14 protein-coding genes are annotated in these 14,721 nt (G+C 70.5%); 6 read left to right on the forward strand and 8 right to left on the reverse strand.

Annotation, left to right across the window (positions count from 1 at the left end):
• Positions 1-33: 33 nt before the first annotated feature.
• Genes APZ15_RS02360 through APZ15_RS02380 form a run of 5 tightly spaced genes read right to left on the reverse strand, consistent with a single transcriptional unit; the run spans position 34 to position 4,850 of the window.
• Positions 34-1,185, reverse strand: coding sequence for a VanZ family protein (locus APZ15_RS02360; protein WP_027789026.1), 1,152 nt, complete (start codon positions 1,183-1,185; stop codon positions 34-36).
• Between the two features lie 19 nt (positions 1,186-1,204).
• Positions 1,205-1,828: an ABC-type transport auxiliary lipoprotein family protein gene (locus tag APZ15_RS02365; RefSeq protein WP_027789025.1), complete on the reverse strand. Its 624-nt coding sequence runs from the start codon at positions 1,826-1,828 to the stop codon at positions 1,205-1,207.
• A gap of 38 nt (positions 1,829-1,866) precedes the next feature.
• On the reverse strand, positions 1,867-2,796 hold the full coding sequence (locus APZ15_RS02370) for an MlaD family protein (protein ID WP_027789024.1): 930 nt from the start codon (positions 2,794-2,796) through the stop codon (positions 1,867-1,869).
• 18 nt (positions 2,797-2,814) lie between these two features.
• Positions 2,815-3,729 (reverse strand): ABC transporter ATP-binding protein, encoded by a 915-nt coding sequence (locus tag APZ15_RS02375; protein WP_021164214.1) that lies wholly within the window; start codon positions 3,727-3,729, stop codon positions 2,815-2,817.
• On the reverse strand, positions 3,726-4,850 hold the full coding sequence (locus APZ15_RS02380) for an MlaE family ABC transporter permease (protein ID WP_027789023.1): 1,125 nt from the start codon (positions 4,848-4,850) through the stop codon (positions 3,726-3,728). Before APZ15_RS02380 ends, APZ15_RS02375 begins: the two co-directional genes overlap by 4 nt.
• Positions 4,851-5,152: 302 nt before the next feature.
• On the opposite strand from APZ15_RS02380, the gene APZ15_RS02385 reads away from it, so the two are divergent.
• From APZ15_RS02385 to APZ15_RS02410, 6 genes are all read left to right on the forward strand, one after another.
• The gene (locus APZ15_RS02385) at positions 5,153-7,222 is read left to right on the forward strand and encodes a bifunctional 2',3'-cyclic-nucleotide 2'-phosphodiesterase/3'-nucleotidase (protein ID WP_027789022.1); all 2,070 of its coding nucleotides are present in this window, start codon (positions 5,153-5,155) and stop codon (positions 7,220-7,222) included.
• A gap of 8 nt (positions 7,223-7,230) precedes the next feature.
• Positions 7,231-8,076, forward strand: coding sequence for a tetratricopeptide repeat protein (locus APZ15_RS02390; RefSeq protein WP_027789021.1), 846 nt, complete (start codon positions 7,231-7,233; stop codon positions 8,074-8,076).
• 199 nt (positions 8,077-8,275) lie between these two features.
• A complete protein-coding gene (locus APZ15_RS02395; RefSeq protein WP_027789020.1) occupies positions 8,276-8,827 on the forward strand; it encodes a hypothetical protein in 552 nt (183 codons plus the stop codon).
• A 514-nt stretch (positions 8,828-9,341) separates the two neighbouring features.
• Entirely contained in the window at positions 9,342-10,262 is a 921-nt protein-coding gene (locus APZ15_RS02400; protein ID WP_027789019.1) for a biotin--[acetyl-CoA-carboxylase] ligase, read from the forward strand.
• Positions 10,259-11,044, forward strand: coding sequence for a type III pantothenate kinase (locus APZ15_RS02405; protein WP_027789018.1), 786 nt, complete (start codon positions 10,259-10,261; stop codon positions 11,042-11,044). Before APZ15_RS02400 ends, APZ15_RS02405 begins: the two co-directional genes overlap by 4 nt.
• A 197-nt stretch (positions 11,045-11,241) precedes the next feature.
• Positions 11,242-11,484, forward strand: coding sequence for a hypothetical protein (locus APZ15_RS02410; RefSeq protein WP_027789017.1), 243 nt, complete (start codon positions 11,242-11,244; stop codon positions 11,482-11,484).
• A 16-nt stretch (positions 11,485-11,500) separates the two neighbouring features.
• Here the strand turns inward: APZ15_RS02410 and rfaE2 are convergent, their stop codons facing one another.
• The 3 genes from rfaE2 to APZ15_RS02425 form a co-directional block, all read right to left on the reverse strand.
• On the reverse strand, positions 11,501-11,986 hold the full coding sequence (gene rfaE2, locus APZ15_RS02415) for a D-glycero-beta-D-manno-heptose 1-phosphate adenylyltransferase (protein WP_012329309.1): 486 nt from the start codon (positions 11,984-11,986) through the stop codon (positions 11,501-11,503).
• 152 nt (positions 11,987-12,138) lie between these two features.
• Positions 12,139-13,017, reverse strand: coding sequence for a ferritin family protein (locus APZ15_RS02420; protein WP_034195849.1), 879 nt, complete (start codon positions 13,015-13,017; stop codon positions 12,139-12,141).
• A gap of 465 nt (positions 13,018-13,482) precedes the next feature.
• Complete coding sequence (locus tag APZ15_RS02425; RefSeq protein ID WP_027789015.1) at positions 13,483-14,709, reverse strand: patatin-like phospholipase family protein; 1,227 nt, start codon at positions 14,707-14,709, stop codon at positions 13,483-13,485.
• Positions 14,710-14,721: the final 12 nt, after the last annotated feature.

A 14,721-nucleotide genomic window follows, 5' to 3' on the forward strand; every position in this document is an offset into this window, starting at 1 on the left:
GGCCATCGCGGCGTAACCGCCGCAGCCTTCGCGTCAGCGGCGCAGCACGGCCGGCAGCCACGCGTGCTCGACGCGCTGGCCGAGCCAGATCAGCGCCGCGTAGGGCCAGATCCACGCGAGCCAGCGTGCGAGGCTGTTGAAGTGCACGTAGCGGCCCTGCCGCCAGCCCGACAGCGTGAAGTCGAAGAACGGGTTGACGGGCAGCAGGTTCACGAGCGCCACGCCGGCCAGCAGCGCGAGCGCCGCCAGCGTCGCGCGCCACGTCGCCGGCACGTGCAGCGCGACGAGCGCGGCCGCGAAGCCGAGCTCGATTCCGAGCCGCGCGCCGGGCGTCGCCCACACGACGACGAGGCCGGTGGCCGACTGCATGAAGGTCGCGGCCGCCTTCAGCACGAGCGTCGCGGCGACGAGCGCGATCAGCAGCCGGATGCGCGGTGCGCGCGGCCGCATCGCGAGCGACGCGATCGCCAGCGCGGCGAACAGCATCAGCCCGCCGAGCGCGGCCTCCCACCCGGAGTCGGACAGCCAGCCGTCGACGCGCTCGGGCCATTCGCCCACGCGCCACGCCGCCGGCAGCCACGCGAGCAGCGTGTCCTGCATCGACGCGTCGGCACGCTCCCACAGCGCGGCCGGCCAGTCGCCGATGCCGAACAGGAACGGCGACGGGAACAGGATCGCGAACGGCCACAGCCCGGCGAGCAGCAGCGGCGTCGCACCGTCGTCCTCGAACCACGCGAAGCGCAGCCGGCGCAGCGCGCCGCGATCGAGCAGCGCACCGGCGGCCGGCGCGACGAGCGCCGCCCCCAGCAGCGCGCCGAGCGCGTTGGCCGCGAGATCGAGATTCGACGCGACGCGCGCCGGCAGGTAGGTTTGCAGCGCTTCCATCGCGCCCGACAGCAGCACGCCGAGCCCGGCCACGATCAGCGTCGCGGCCACGCCGCGCCAGCGCGGGTGCAGCGCGAGCACGCCGAGCGCGCCGAACGGCAGGTAGCCGAGCACGTTCGTGACGACGTCGAATGCGGTCACGTAGCGCTGCATCGGCGCGAACAGGTAGTCGAACGGCCCGATGCCGAGCGACACCCAGCCTGCGAACGGATACAGCGACGCGTAGACGATGAGCGCCGCGTAAGCGGCAAAGGCCTGCCGCGCGAGCGGCGATGCGCGAGGCGTGCCGGTCGCGCTCATCGCGGCTGCGCGGCACGCGTCACGGCGTGCCCGCGTACGCCTGGACGCCGACCCATGCGGCGATCTGCGACACGAGCTCGTTGCTCGCCGCCGCGAGCGCGCGGGCGCCGCCCGCCGCGTCGGGCGTGCTCGACGGCGCGCGCGCGACGAACGTGCGCTGGCCGAGCACCTTGCCGTCCAGCGTCAGCGTCGCGCGCGCGGTGACGGCGCCGTAGCTCTGCGACTGGCCGTCGAACACCTGCTCGAATTCGTTCAGGTCGACCTTGAGGGTCGGCGCGCGCACGCCGTCGGCCCCTTCGAGCACCGTGCCGCGCGACGACAGCGCGCCGCGCAGCCGCTGCGTGAGCAGTTGTGCGGGCGGTGCCGTCCAGCGGCTGTCGCGATAGACGGCCACGTGCTGCGCGTCCACGTACGCGAGGCGGTACGCGAATTTGTCGGAGTCGAGCGCGTCGGGCACGACGACGTCGAGCACCTTCAGCGCGGGGGCCGAGCCCGCGGTCACGACCTGCGTGGCCGGCCCGAGGTCGTAGCGGACATTCGACAGCGCCGCGCTGTTGCCGGCGCAGCCGGCCGCGAGCGACAGCGTCAGCACGGCAAGCGCGGCCGCGGCCGGACGCAGCGCGCGGTCAAGGATTCGTGGCATGGCGTGTTCCTGCATGATGTTTCCGGTTTCGAAGGGTGTCACTGCGCGGCCGTCGCGCCCGGCCAGACGAAGCCCGGCTCGCCGGGCCCCGGCGCCGCGCCGGGCGAACCGAACAACAGACTGCGCGGATTGCGGCCAAGTTCACCGGCCACGTCCTTCAATTGCCGCGACGCATCGCCGACGCTGCCGGCCAGCGCGTTGAAGCGCGGCAGCGTGTCGTACTGCACGCGCGCGTTGAGATCGTTCAGCGCGACGCCGACCTGCTCGGCGGCCGTGCCGGCCTTGTTCAGGTTCGACACGAGCGGCCCGTTCGGCTGCAGCAGCGTGTTTGCCGACGCCATCGCGCGATTCACCTCGTGCATCGTTTCCGGCAGCGCGGTGACCGCCGGGCCGAGCTGCTTCGTCAGCGTGGCGGCACCGTCGGCCGCGTGCTGCAGGCTTTCGGCGGTCGCGCGCAACTGCTCGCGCATCTCGGGCGACATCAGCGCATTCGCGCTCTTCGCGGCCAGCTCGAGCTGCCGCAGCAGCACGTCGCCGCGCTCCTGGATCTGGTCGAACAGGCTCGGCCGCATCGGGATCTGCGCGATCGCCTTCGGCGACGACGGCAGCGGCGCCAGGTCGCGGCCCGTGTCCTCGAGCTGCACGAACGCGATCCCCGTCACGCCCTGGAAGCCGAGGCTGCCGTAGGTCGACTGCGTGATCGGCGCGTCGTGGTCGACGAGGATCCGGATCCGGATCTGCCCCGGGTGCGCGCGGTCGAAGCCGATCGACTGCACCTTGCCGACGTCGAGGCCGCGAAAGCGCACGGCCGCGTCCGGGAACAGCCCCGTCACGTTGGTGCGCGCGAGCAGGTCGTACGGCACGCGCACGGTGCGGTCGACGTTGAACCAGAACACGGTGCCCGCGATCGCGAGCGTCAGCGCGATCGTGAACAGGCCGGCCCAGAACGCATGTGATTTGTTTTCCATTCGCGGATTCCTTCGTTCCTACAGCTCGACGCTCGACAGCGCCGGTTCGAGGGCCGCCTTCGGCAGCTTCGCGCGCCGCTCGGGCGGCAGCGCCTGCAATGCGCGGCGCCCGCGCAGCCCCAGGAAATATTCGTGGATGAACGGATGGTCGACGTTCGCGGCCTCCTCCACCGGCGCGGCGACCAGCACCTTGCGGTCGGCCAGCACCGCGACGCGCGTCGACAGCGCGACCATCGTGTCGAGATCGTGCGTCACCATCACGACGGTCAGCCCGAGCGTGCGGTGGAGCGTCGCGATCAGCTCGACGAATTCGTCCGACGCCTGCGGATCGAGGCCGGCCGTCGGCTCGTCGAGGAACAGCAGCTCGGGCTCGAGCGCGATCGCACGCGCGATGCCGACCCGCTTGACCATCCCGCCCGACAGCGCGGCCGGCATCTTCGACGCGTGCTTGCACGGCAGCCCGACCATCTCGAGCTTGAGCATCACGATGTCGTGCAGCAGGTCCGGCGGCACGCGGCCGAGCTCGCGCAGCGGCTGCGCGACGTTGTCGAACACCGTCATCGACGAGAACAGCGCACCCTGCTGGAACAGCATCCCGGAGCGCGTGCGCATCATCCGCGCGCTCGCGTCGTCGATCGTCGCCGTATCCTCGCCGAACACCTTGATCGTGCCCGACGTCGGCCGCTCGAGGCCGAGGATCTGCCGCACGAGCGTGGTCTTGCCGGAGCCCGAGCCGCCGACGATCGACACGATCTCGCCGCGCCGCACGTCGAAGTCGAGCTTCTGGTGAATGATGTTGCGCCCGTAGCGCTTGGTCAGGTTGCGCACCTCGATCACGAGATCGCCGGGAGCGGCCGCCGCGGCCGGCCGCTCGCCGACCGACCCGGCACCGATGGCCGCGGCGTGCGCGGTCGTTTCGTTCGATGCGTTCATCCGAGCCCCACGTTCTGGAACAGGATCGCGAACACCGCGTCGGCGAGGATCACGACCGTGATCGACGTCACGACCGACGTGGTCGTGCCTTCGCCGAGACTCTGCGAGTTCGCCTTGATCCGGAAGCCGAAATGGCAGGCGACCAGCGCGATCAGCATGCCGAACACGACGCCCTTGCCGACCCCGATGTACAGGTTCGCGATCGGCACGACGCCCGGCAGCGAGCGCACGAAATAGTTGACGTCGATCCCGAGCACGAGCTTCGCGGCGAGCGCGCCGCCCGTCAGCGCGATGATGTTGGTCCACATCACGAGCAGCGGCATCGCGACGCCGAGCGCGAGCACGCGCGGCAGGATCAGCCGCAGCCCGTGCGGGATGCCCATCACGCGCATCGCGTCGAGCTCCTCGGTCACGCGCATCACGCCGATCTGCGCGGTGATCGCCGAGCCGGAGCGGCCCGCGACGAGAATCGCCGACAGCACCGGGCCGAGCTCGCGGATCACCGACAGCCCGAGGATGTTCACGATGTAGCGGTTCGCGCCGAACATCTGCAGCTGCTGCGCGGACAGGTAGCTGAGCACGATGCCGATCAGGAACGCGACGAGCGCGGTGATCGGCAGCGCCTGGGCGCCCGCGCTGTAGATGTTCGCGGAGGTCTCCTTCCACGGCATCGTCTGCGGACGGCGCAACACCGACAGCGCATCGAGGATCACGAGGCCGAACAGCGCGATGCCGCCCTGCAGATGCTCGCCGAACCGGAAGATCGCCTGGCCGAGCCGCGTGACGGGATCGACGCGCACGACGCGCTCGGGCGCCTCGCGCTCGCTGTCTAGCCGCTCGATGCGCTCGAAGATCGTGCGCTGCGTGGCGCTCAATGCGACGCCGTCCGGCAGCTTGCGGCCCCACACGCGCCACAGCGCCTGGCCGCCGACGTGGTCGAGCCGCTCGATGCCGGACAGATCCCATTCGCTCACGCGCCCGGACGCGATGCTCGCGACCCGGCGCGCCACCGCGCCGCGATTGCGTGCAAGCGAGAGCGCGGTCCACTGGCCGGTCAGGCGCACCGTCTGGCCCTGGCCGCCGGCGTCGACCGACAGGCCGGGAGGAGTCTCGAAGTCCAAGGGCGGGTTGTTTGCAAAAAGGTGACAGCGGCCATTGTAGCGAACCGCCCGGCGCCGCGACGTGAGGATTTCCGTGCGGGCGGCGAGCTCGGGGCGCGCAGCCGGGGGCGGCCGGGCGCCCGCCCCCGCGTGCGCGGGGAAGCCGCCGCTCGCCGCCCGATGCCGACGTCACCACCTTTCATTCTTCCGTCACGTTTCCTTTCGATACTCTCTCGCGCCGCACATCAGGCCGTCGGCGCCCCGCGCCGCCAATCGTTGCGCACCTCGCGTTTCATAAAACAGAACACCGAACAGGACAACCGATGCGTCTCCCCCTGCTTTCCCGCCGTCGCGTGCCGGCCATCGCCGCGCTCGCCAGCCTCGCCTTCATCCTCGCCGCCTGCGGCGGCGACGACGTCACCTCGCCGCCGGCGACGCCGCCGGCAGCCCAGACGCCCGTCGGCACGACGGCCACGCTCGCCCTGCTCGAGACGACCGACCTGCACACCAACGTGCTGTCGTACGACTATTTCAAGCTCGCCGCCGACAATTCGCTCGGCTTCGAACGCGTGTCGACGCTGATCGCGCAGGCGCGCAAGCAGTACCCGAACACGCTGCTGCTCGACAACGGCGACACGATCCAGGGCACCGCGCTGTCTGACTACCAGGCGCTCGTGAAACCGGTCGGCTGCGACCAAACGCTCGCGATCTACAAGGTGATGAACGCCGCGAAATTCGACGGCGGCGGGATCGGCAACCACGAATTCAACTACGGGCTGCCGTACCTGTCGCAGGTGACCGGCAACACGTTCGAGGTCGACGGCCTGCCGGCGCCGGCCCAGCAGAAGAAATGCGCGGGCCCGAACTTCCCGCAGGTGCTCGCGAACGTGATCAGCGCGAAGACCAACGCGCCGCTGTTCACGCCGTACACGATCCTGACCCGCACCGTGACCGCGACCACGCCGGACGGCAAGACGGTCAGCGCGCCCGTGAAGATCGGCATCATCGGCTTCACGCCGCCCGCGATCATGAACTGGGACAAGCGCTGGCTCGACGGCAAGGTCTACACGACCGGCCTGAAGGAAGCGGCCGAGAAGTACATTCCGGAGATGCGCGCGAAGGGCGCCGATCTCGTCGTCGCGATCTCGCACGGCGGCCTCGACAATTCCGCGTATTCGCCGACGATGGAGAACGGCAGCTGGTGGCTGTCGAAGGTGACCGGCATCGACGCGATGCTGATCGGCCACTCGCACCAGGTGTTCCCGGACGCGAACAGCACCGTGTCGCAGTTCAACCTGCCGGGCGTCGACAAGGTCAAGGGCACCGTCAACGGCGTGCCGACCGTGATGGCCAACTACTGGGGCAAGCACCTCGGCGTGATCAAGCTAGGCCTGAAGTTCGACGGCAAGACGTGGAGCGTCGACAAGTCGCAGACGACCGTCGAGGCACGGCCGATCCAGAACGCCGACAAGAGCTACGTGGCGGCCGATCCGTCGGTTTCCGCCGCGATCGCCGCCGAGCACCAGGCGACGATCGACTACGTGAAGACGCCGATCGGCTCGACCGACTACCGGATGAACTCGTACTTCGCCGATGTCGGCGATCCGGGCGCGATCCAGATCGTCAACGAGGCGCAGGCCGACTACGTGAAGACCTACGTGCAGGCGAACCTGCCGCAATACGCGTCGCTGCCGGTGCTGTCGGTCAGCGCGCCGTTCAAGAGCGGCTTCGGCGGCGGCACCGACTACACCGACGTCGCACCGGGCGCGCTCGCGATCAACAACGCGGCCGACCTGTACCTGTATCCGAACACCGTCTATGCGGTGAAGGTCAGCGGCGCCGACGTGAAGAACTGGCTCGAAACCGCCGCGAAGCGCTTCAACCGGATCGACCCGACCAAGGCGACCGTGCAGCCGCTCGTCGGCACCTTCCCCGGCTACAACTTCGACATGTTCACGTCGGCCGATCTCGCCTATGAAATCGACGTCACGCAGCCGGTCGGCAGCCGGATCAGGAACCTGACGTACAAGGGCGCGCCGATCGACCCGAACGCGCAGTTCATCGTCGCGACCAACAACTACCGCGCAAGCGGCGGCGGCAACTTCCCGGGCCTCGACGGCAGCAAGACGATCTTCGCGTCGCCCGATGCGAACCGCGACGTGCTGATCGCGTTCATCAAGAAGCGCGGCGCGATCACGCGCACGGCGGACGGCGCGCAGCGCAGCTGGCGCTTCACGAAGCTCGCGAGCTCGGTCGCGCACGTGCAGTTCGCGTCCGCGCCGAACCGCCTCGGCGACGCGGCGGCGGCCGGCCTGACCGGCATCACGCAGGTCGCGGCCGACGACGGCTCGGGCAAGAACCTCGCCACCTACGAGATCGACCTCACGCAATGAGACACGCGATGCAACCGATCCGGACGATGCGGCCGGCCGAATCCGGCCTCGCCGCTGCCGCGCGGCGCGTGCTGCGCGCGAAACTTCCGCCGGCCGCGCTGCTCGCGGCGGCGGCCGTGACCGTCGCGGCCGTCGTCGCCGCGACCGGCCTGCGCGGCGCCGGCTCCACGCCGAGCGCCGCGCAGCTCGACGAGTGGCAGGCAATGGTCACGCAGGCCACCGAGCCGCACGCGCTCGCGCAGTTGCGCACGCTCGCGCGCCGCGGCTCTGCCGACGCGCAGGCGGCGCTCGGCATCGCGCTCGTCGACGCGCGCGAACCGGGGCTGCGCGACGAGGGGCGCGGCTGGCTGGAAACGGCCGCGACGGCGAACGGCAAGGCCGACGCGCCGGCCGCCCGGCGGGCGCAGCTCGCGCTCGGCAAGGCGTTGCTGCTCGGCAGCAACGACATGCCGAAGGACTATGCACGCGCCCGCACGCTGCTCGGCGAAGCGGCCGCGCAAGGCGACCCGGCCGCCGCGTATTACCTCGGGCTGATCTATCGCAGCGGCTACGGGATCGCCGCCGATCCCGTGCAGGCCGCGCACTGGTTCGAGGTCGCGTCGCGCGCGGACATCCCGGCCGCGGACTTCATGCTCGCGAACGCGTACCGCGACGGCAGCGGCGTGCCGCGCGACGACGCACGCGCGCTCGCGCTGTATCGCCGGGCCGCCGAGCACGAGTTGCCGGAAGCCGTGCAGACGCTCGCGATGGCCTATCGCAACGGCGAGCTCGGGCTCAAGCCCGACGCGGACGAATTCCACGCGCAGTGGATCGAGACCGCGCATGCGCTGAAGCATCCGGTCGTCGCGCCGTAACGCGAACCCGCATCGCACCGGCTGCCTGACGGGCAAGCCCCGACGCTCCGCGCATCGATCATCCGGCAACGGAATCGATCGCGGCGCGCGGGCGCGGGCCTGTTGCATTGCCGCCACCCGGCCGCTCCCCGTCGATCGGCCGGCGTGCGGCGATGCATTAACATGCAGCCTCACAATAAAACCTGAGAGAACTGCATTCATGTCCCTTCGCCTGTCCGGGCGTCGCGCCGCTGCCGTCGGCGCCGCCGCCATTGCCATTGCCCTCTCCGCCGCGCCGCTCGCTGCATTCGCCGCGCCGCCCGCCCAACCCGACATCTTCAACGCCGCGATCTGCAATCCGCCGTTCACGTCGGACCTGATGGACTCGATCTACAACACCGTCAAGGCCACCGATCCGAAGCCGGACGAATCGATGCTGGGCGCCGCGGTCTTCCGACTGCCGGAGCCGATCCACCGGGACGGCTTCACGACGCAGCACGTCGTGTTCACCAGCACCGGGATCGGCGTGCTCGTGGACGGCGAAGTCGCCGGCCAGCTCGCGCAACGCTACACGCTCGCGCCTGAAAAGGGGCACCTGCTGGGCGCGTCGTCGGCAGGCTATTCGCGCCGCCTGACGGTGCGCGGCCCGGGCGGCGCGCTGATCCTCGTGTCGGCCCGCCAGGGCCCGGCGCTGAAGGGCAAGACGCTGCTCGCGTGCGAAATGACGTCCGAAGAAGACATCAAGGCGCTGGAGCAGATGGAAAAGCATTGAGTCGTGCGGCGGCACGCCGGCGCCGCGCGTATGCGGGCGGCCGTGCGCCGCCTTGGTGGTGGATGCTGGTCGGTCACCGCCGATTGGTCACTGCCGGTTCGTCGCTGCCGGTCGGTCGCTGCCGATTGGTCATTGCCGGTTGGTCATTGCCGATCGGTCGCCGCCGGTCAGTCGCCGCCGGTCGATCACTGCCGGTCGATTACTGCCGGTTGATCACTGCCGATCGATCGCTGCCGGTCGATCACTGCCGATCGGTCGCTGCCGGTCGATCACTGCCGGTCGACCGCTGCCGATCGGTCGCTGCCGGTCGACCGCTGCCGATCGGTCGCTGCCGGTCGATCACTGCCGGTCGATCGCTGCCGGTCGATCACTGCCGGTCGATCACTGCCGATCGATCACTGCCAATCGATCACTGCCGGTCGATCACTGCCGGTCGATCACTGCCGGTCGATCACTGCCGGTGGCGCGCGCCGCTCGACGCGCGCCACCGCCCCCTGTCGCTACAATAGGCGCCATGAACGCCCCCACCTCCTCCGACACGCCCGATTCCGGCGACGCGCACATCGCGCGCAACCGGCTCGAGGCGCACCTGGACGCCGCGCCGCGTGCGTGGCCGCTCGACATCGTCGCCGCCACCGGCTCGACCAACGCCGACGTCACCACCCGGCTCAAGGCGCTGCCGCGCCACGCGAACGCGCTGCCCGCGCCGCTCGTGCGCGTGGCGTTCGAGCAGACGGCCGGCCGCGGCCGGCAAGGCCGCCCGTGGTTCGCACAGCCCGGCAACGCGCTGCTGTGCTCGGTCGGCTGCATCGTGCCGCGCCCCGTCGACGCGCTCGGCGGCCTCAGCATCGCGATCGGCGTCGCGCTTGCGGAAGGGCTGGCCACACTGCCGCTCGACGCCCGCTCGCGCGTCGCGCTCAAATGGCCGAACGACCTGCTGCTGACCGCCACCGACGACGGCACACCCCGCATCGTCGGCAAGCTCGCCGGGATCCTGATCGAAACCGCCTGGGCCAGCGCCGACGCGACCGCCGTCGTGATCGGCTTCGGCATCAACGTCCGCGGCGCGGAAGCCGTCGCCGCGCAGGTCGACGCGCTGCGCGCGCGCGAAGCGACGCTCGCGAGCGGGCTGCCGCCCGCTGCGCTGTCGATCGCGTGCGCGTCGGCCAACCTCACCGATACGCTCGCCGCGTCGCTGAACGCGCTCACGCCCGCGCTCGCGCAGTTCGGCGCCGAAGGGCTCGCGCCGTTCGTGCCGCGCTGGCATGCGTTGCACGCGTATGCGGGGCGCGAAGTCGTCCTGCTCGAACAGGGCATCGAACGCGCGCGCGGCATCGCGACGGGCATCGACGCGACCGGCCAGTTGCTCCTCGACACGCCGGACGGCATCCAGGCGATCGCGGCCGGCGACGTGTCGCTGCGCGAAGCGCAATGAACGAGCCGCACCTGCTGATCGACGCCGGCAACAGCCGGATCAAGTGGGCGCTCGCCGATGCGCAGCGCACGCTCGTCGAGACGGGCGCATTCGGCCACACGCGCGACGGCGGCGCCGATCCCGACTGGTCGAACCTGCCGCATCCGCGCGGCGCGTGGATCTCGAACGTCGCGGGCGCCGACGTGGCCGCCCGGCTCGACGCGCTGCTCGACGCGCGCTGGCCGGGCCTGCCGCGCACGACGATACGCTCGCGTCACACGCAATGCGGCGTGACGAACGGCTATACGACACCCGAACAGCTCGGCAGCGACCGCTGGGCCGGCCTGATCGGCGCGCACGCGGCGTTTCCGGGCGAGCACCTGCTGATCGCGACGTTCGGCACCGCGACGACACTCGAGGCGCTGCGCGCGGACGGCCGCTTCACCGGCGGGCTGATCGCACCGGGCTGGGCGCTGATGATGCGCGCGCTCGGCACGCACACCGCGCAGCTGCCGACGCTGACCACCGATATCGCGAGCGGCCTGCTCGCGGGTGCGCAGACAGATCCGTTCCAGGTCGATACGCCGCGCTCGCTGTCGGCCGGCTGCCTGTACGCGCAGGCCGGGCTGATCGAGCGCGCGTGGCGCGACCTTGCCGACGCGTGGCACGCACCCGTGCGGCTCGTGCTGGCCGGCGGCGCGGCGGACGACGTCGCGCGCGCGCTGACGGTGCCGCATACGCGGCACGACGCACTGATCCTGTCCGGGCTCGCGCTGATTGCGGCCGAAGCCGCGCAGGATTGACGGAACCGGCGCCGGCATCGCGCCGGCGTGCGGCGACGCGGGTCCGCACGGACCTGCGGCACGCTGACGAAGCAGTACGCGCGGGGCGGCTGCAACGGCCCGTGCATTCGACCGGCGGAAGCCATGAAAAAGCCGGCCATGCGGCCGGCTCGACTGAATGACGTGAACGACGTCGATGACGACAAGGAGGTTCGACGATGCTGCGCTGGCTGATCGCTGTTCTCTTTCTCGCCAACATGCTCGCGTTCGTGGTGGCGCGCGGCGTGTTCGGGCCGCTGCCGTCGGCCGGCCCGCGCGAACCCGGCGTGCTGTCGCGGCAGGTTCGGCCCGATGCGCTGCGCGTGACGCCGCTCGCGCAGGCGACCGACCAACCCGTCGTCGGTGGCCCGATCGCGCCGCCGGCCGTCACGACGGCCCCGCTCGCGGCGTCCGCGCCCTGACGGCGCCGGGCCGTACTCAGGACTGCTGCGCGCGCACCTTCTTCAGCAGCGCGGTGGTCGAGCGGTCGTGCTCGAACGGAATCGCCAGCGCACGGCCGCCCCAGCCGCGCACGAGCGCCGATTCCGGCAGCGCGTCCATGTCGTAGTCGCCACCCTTCACGAGGATGTCCGGACGGACGGCCTCGATCAGCGACACCGGCGTCTTTTCCCCGAACGTCACGACCCAGTCGACGCTTTCCAGCGCCGCGAGCAGTGCCGCGCGGTCTTCCTCGCGATTGATCGGCCGGTCGTCGCCCTTGCCGAGCATGCGCACCGACGCATCGCTGTTCACGCCGACGATCAGGCACGCGCCGAGCGCTTTCGCGTCGGCGAGATACGTGACGTGGCCGCGGTGCAGGATGTCGAATACGCCGTTGGTGAACACGACGGGCGACGGCAGCGACGCACGCAGCGCGACGAGGGCATCACGGGTGATCAGCTTGCGTTCGAAGGTGGCGGACATGGTGGAGATCGGACGAAATGAGCAACGGCACGCGCGACGGCGGCGCCAGATAAAAAGCCCGCCGGGCTGGCCAGGCGGGCTTCATGCAACGGATACGGCACGACAGCGCTACCGGCCGGCGCGATTCACGCCGGCGGCGGCGCCTGCCGGCCTCAGGCCGGCTGCGCGGCCGACGACGGGCCGCTTTCGGCCTGCAGGCGGCCGGTGACTTCCTTGCGGTAGCGGTTCAGCTCCTGCGCGGTCGCGAACGTGCGCTCGAACAGGATCGACAGGTTGTGCAGGATCCGCTCGACGACCTTCTTTTCCCACTCGCCGTCGAACCGGATCTGCTCGTCGAGCCAGCGCTCGAGCCATTCCGGATCGGGCAGGCGCGACTGCACGGTATCGCGCGGGAACAGCGCCTGGTTCACGTGCAGGTTGGTTGGGTGCAGCGGCTTCTCGGTGCGGCGCGCCGACGCCATCAGCACGCCGATCTTCGCGAACGCCGCGCGCGCGACGTCGCCGCAGTTGTTCAGCGCCTTCTTCATGTAGCGCAGGTAGGCGCCGCCATGGCGCGCTTCATCGCGCGAAATCGTTTCGTAGATCTGCTTGATGACCGGCTCGGTGTGCCAGTCGGCCGCGCAGCGGTACCAGTGGTTCAGGCGGATCTCGCCGCAGAAGTGCAGCATCAGCGTCTCGAGCGGCGGCGCCGGGTCGAATTCGAAGCGCACCGCGTGCAGTTCCTCTTCGGTCGGCACCATCTCCGGCCGGAAGCGGCGCAGGTATTCCATCAGCACGAGCGAATGCTTCTGCTCCTCGAAGAACCACACGCTCATGAACGCGGAAAAGTCGCTGTCGTGCTGGTTGTCGCGCAGGAACATCTCCGTCGCGGGCAGCGCCGACCATTCGGTGATCGCGTTCATCTTGATCGTCTTCGCCTGCTCGTCGGTGAGCAGCGAAGCGTCGAACTTGTCCCACGGAATGTCCTTCTCCATGTCCCAGCGGACAGCTTCGAGCGACCTGTAAAGTTCCGGATAAAGCATGGTGTTCATGATGGTCCCACCCCTGTTCTGCGCAATGCGACTTCTCTAAACGTGACTGTTGCCGCAAAGGCGCGCCAAGCGCGCTTTTTGCGGCCAAGACTGTAATTTTACGCGTGAAACCGACCGGCCGGACGCCGATTGCTCGTCCGGCAGCCGGGCGGCCGCGCCGCCGTTGCGGCATGCCGCAGCCACGCTCCGTGCGAACGGAACCGGCTACGCGCTTGCCTGAGTGGGGGCCGGCGCTGGCCGGCTCGCTGACGAGCCCGTCCCCTGCCCCAGGCGGGTTCCCCGTAGGGCCCCGTGCGGATGCCGGATCGGCGGGCTGTTCGATATGGTGTATACGGCGGCGGCCATGATAGCACGCGTGCATGACGGTTCCGAGACGCCTGCCCGGTCGCGCGCCGCCAATCGCGGTGCGGCGATCGGTCGCGGCCGGCCGTCGCGAAAATGCAACCCTGCCACCCTCCCGGCGCATCAGACCCGTATTTCGCCGGTCGCGAGACCGTCGTCCCGCGGCATGCCGGCAGCCGGCGCGCTGCCGCCGTCCGCCAGCGCGATCCAGCCGGCCAGCGTGTCGCGCTGCGCGCGCCCGTCGCGGTAGCCGAGCTCGATCAGTTCGCGCGTGAACGCCTCCTCGAACAGCAGGTAGCTTGCAAACGACGCGCCGGCCGGCTGGCTGCCGCCGATCGCGCCGAGCAGCCCGCGCATCGTCGCCGGCATCTGCTTCAGGTGTTTCGCGGCGATCAGCTCGATACGCTCGGACGGCGCGATCGCGAGCACGTCGACGTGCCGCCAGCCGCTGTCCACCTCGACCTGATGCGGCAGGTGCTCGATCATCCGGTTGATGTGCTCGATGCGCTCGATGTCCGAGCCGATCGAGTCGAGGAACACGCTCGCGAGCACCTGCTGGCCGATCTGCGCGAGCGTCGGGTAGCCGCGTACCAGCCCCGTGCCGTTCGCGGCCGGAATCTCGGGCCGCGGGTCGGCCGCACCGACCACGACGATCCGGTGCGCGCCGAAGTGGATCGCCGGCGACAGCGGCGCGATCTGCCGGATCGACCCGTCGCCGAAGTACTCGATCTGCCCGTCGAGCACGAGCGGCACGGCCGGGAACACGAACGGAATCGCCGACGACGCGAGCAGGTGCGACGCCGACAGGTCGACGAGCCGCGCGGTGCGCTGCGCGCGCCGCCACGCCTGGATCGGCTCGGCCGCCTGGTAGAACGTGAGGTGCCGGCCGCTCGAATAGCTGAGCGCCGTGATCGACAGCGCGTGCAGCAGGCGCGCCTCGAGCATCTGCTCGATCCGGTGGAAGCTCAGCTCGCGCTGCAGCAGGTGCGCGAGCGGCGCGTTGTCGAGCAGCCCGCGCGGCGAGCGGCGGGCCGCCCAGCCGAACGTCATCGTCGCGAGCCAGCGCGCACCGGCGGCAGCGATGCCGAGCCAGTCGGTGCGATACACGTAGTCGGCACGCAACGGCTCCCAGAATTCGAGCAGGCGCCGCACGCCATGGGAAAAGTCGTCCGCGTGGCTCGCGATCGACGTCGCGTTGATCGCGCCGGCCGACGAGCCGCACACGACCGCGAACGGCAGCGTATGCCGCTGCGGATCGGCCTCGCGCGCGATCTCGGCCAGCGCCTTGAGCACGCCGACCTGATAGGCGGCACGTGCACCGCCTCCCATCAGAACGAGCGCGAGCCGCATGATCGACCTGCT

Origin of the sequence: Burkholderia cepacia ATCC 25416, assembly GCF_001411495.1 — a bacterium.
GTDB lineage: Bacteria > Pseudomonadota > Gammaproteobacteria > Burkholderiales > Burkholderiaceae > Burkholderia > Burkholderia cepacia.

What these genes read in the sequence shown, in the direction of transcription:
- APZ15_RS02365 (WP_027789025.1), bottom strand. Translation starts at nt 1,828, where the DNA reads ATGCCACGAATCCTTGACCGCGCGCTGCGTCCGGCCGCGGCCGCGCTT.
- APZ15_RS02360 (WP_027789026.1), bottom strand. Translation starts at nt 1,185, where the DNA reads ATGAGCGCGACCGGCACGCCTCGCGCATCGCCGCTCGCGCGGCAGGCC.
- APZ15_RS02410 (WP_027789017.1), top strand. Translation starts at nt 11,242, where the DNA reads ATGCTGCGCTGGCTGATCGCTGTTCTCTTTCTCGCCAACATGCTCGCG.
- APZ15_RS02425 (WP_027789015.1), bottom strand. Translation starts at nt 14,709, where the DNA reads ATGCGGCTCGCGCTCGTTCTGATGGGAGGCGGTGCACGTGCCGCCTAT.
- APZ15_RS02405 (WP_027789018.1), top strand. Translation starts at nt 10,259, where the DNA reads ATGAACGAGCCGCACCTGCTGATCGACGCCGGCAACAGCCGGATCAAG.
- rfaE2 (WP_012329309.1), bottom strand. Translation starts at nt 11,986, where the DNA reads ATGTCCGCCACCTTCGAACGCAAGCTGATCACCCGTGATGCCCTCGTC.
- APZ15_RS02420 (WP_034195849.1), bottom strand. Translation starts at nt 13,017, where the DNA reads ATGAACACCATGCTTTATCCGGAACTTTACAGGTCGCTCGAAGCTGTC.
- APZ15_RS02375 (WP_021164214.1), bottom strand. Translation starts at nt 3,729, where the DNA reads ATGAACGCATCGAACGAAACGACCGCGCACGCCGCGGCCATCGGTGCC.
- APZ15_RS02370 (WP_027789024.1), bottom strand. Translation starts at nt 2,796, where the DNA reads ATGGAAAACAAATCACATGCGTTCTGGGCCGGCCTGTTCACGATCGCG.
- APZ15_RS02390 (WP_027789021.1), top strand. Translation starts at nt 7,231, where the DNA reads ATGCAACCGATCCGGACGATGCGGCCGGCCGAATCCGGCCTCGCCGCT.
- APZ15_RS02385 (WP_027789022.1), top strand. Translation starts at nt 5,153, where the DNA reads ATGCGTCTCCCCCTGCTTTCCCGCCGTCGCGTGCCGGCCATCGCCGCG.
- APZ15_RS02400 (WP_027789019.1), top strand. Translation starts at nt 9,342, where the DNA reads ATGAACGCCCCCACCTCCTCCGACACGCCCGATTCCGGCGACGCGCAC.
- APZ15_RS02395 (WP_027789020.1), top strand. Translation starts at nt 8,276, where the DNA reads ATGTCCCTTCGCCTGTCCGGGCGTCGCGCCGCTGCCGTCGGCGCCGCC.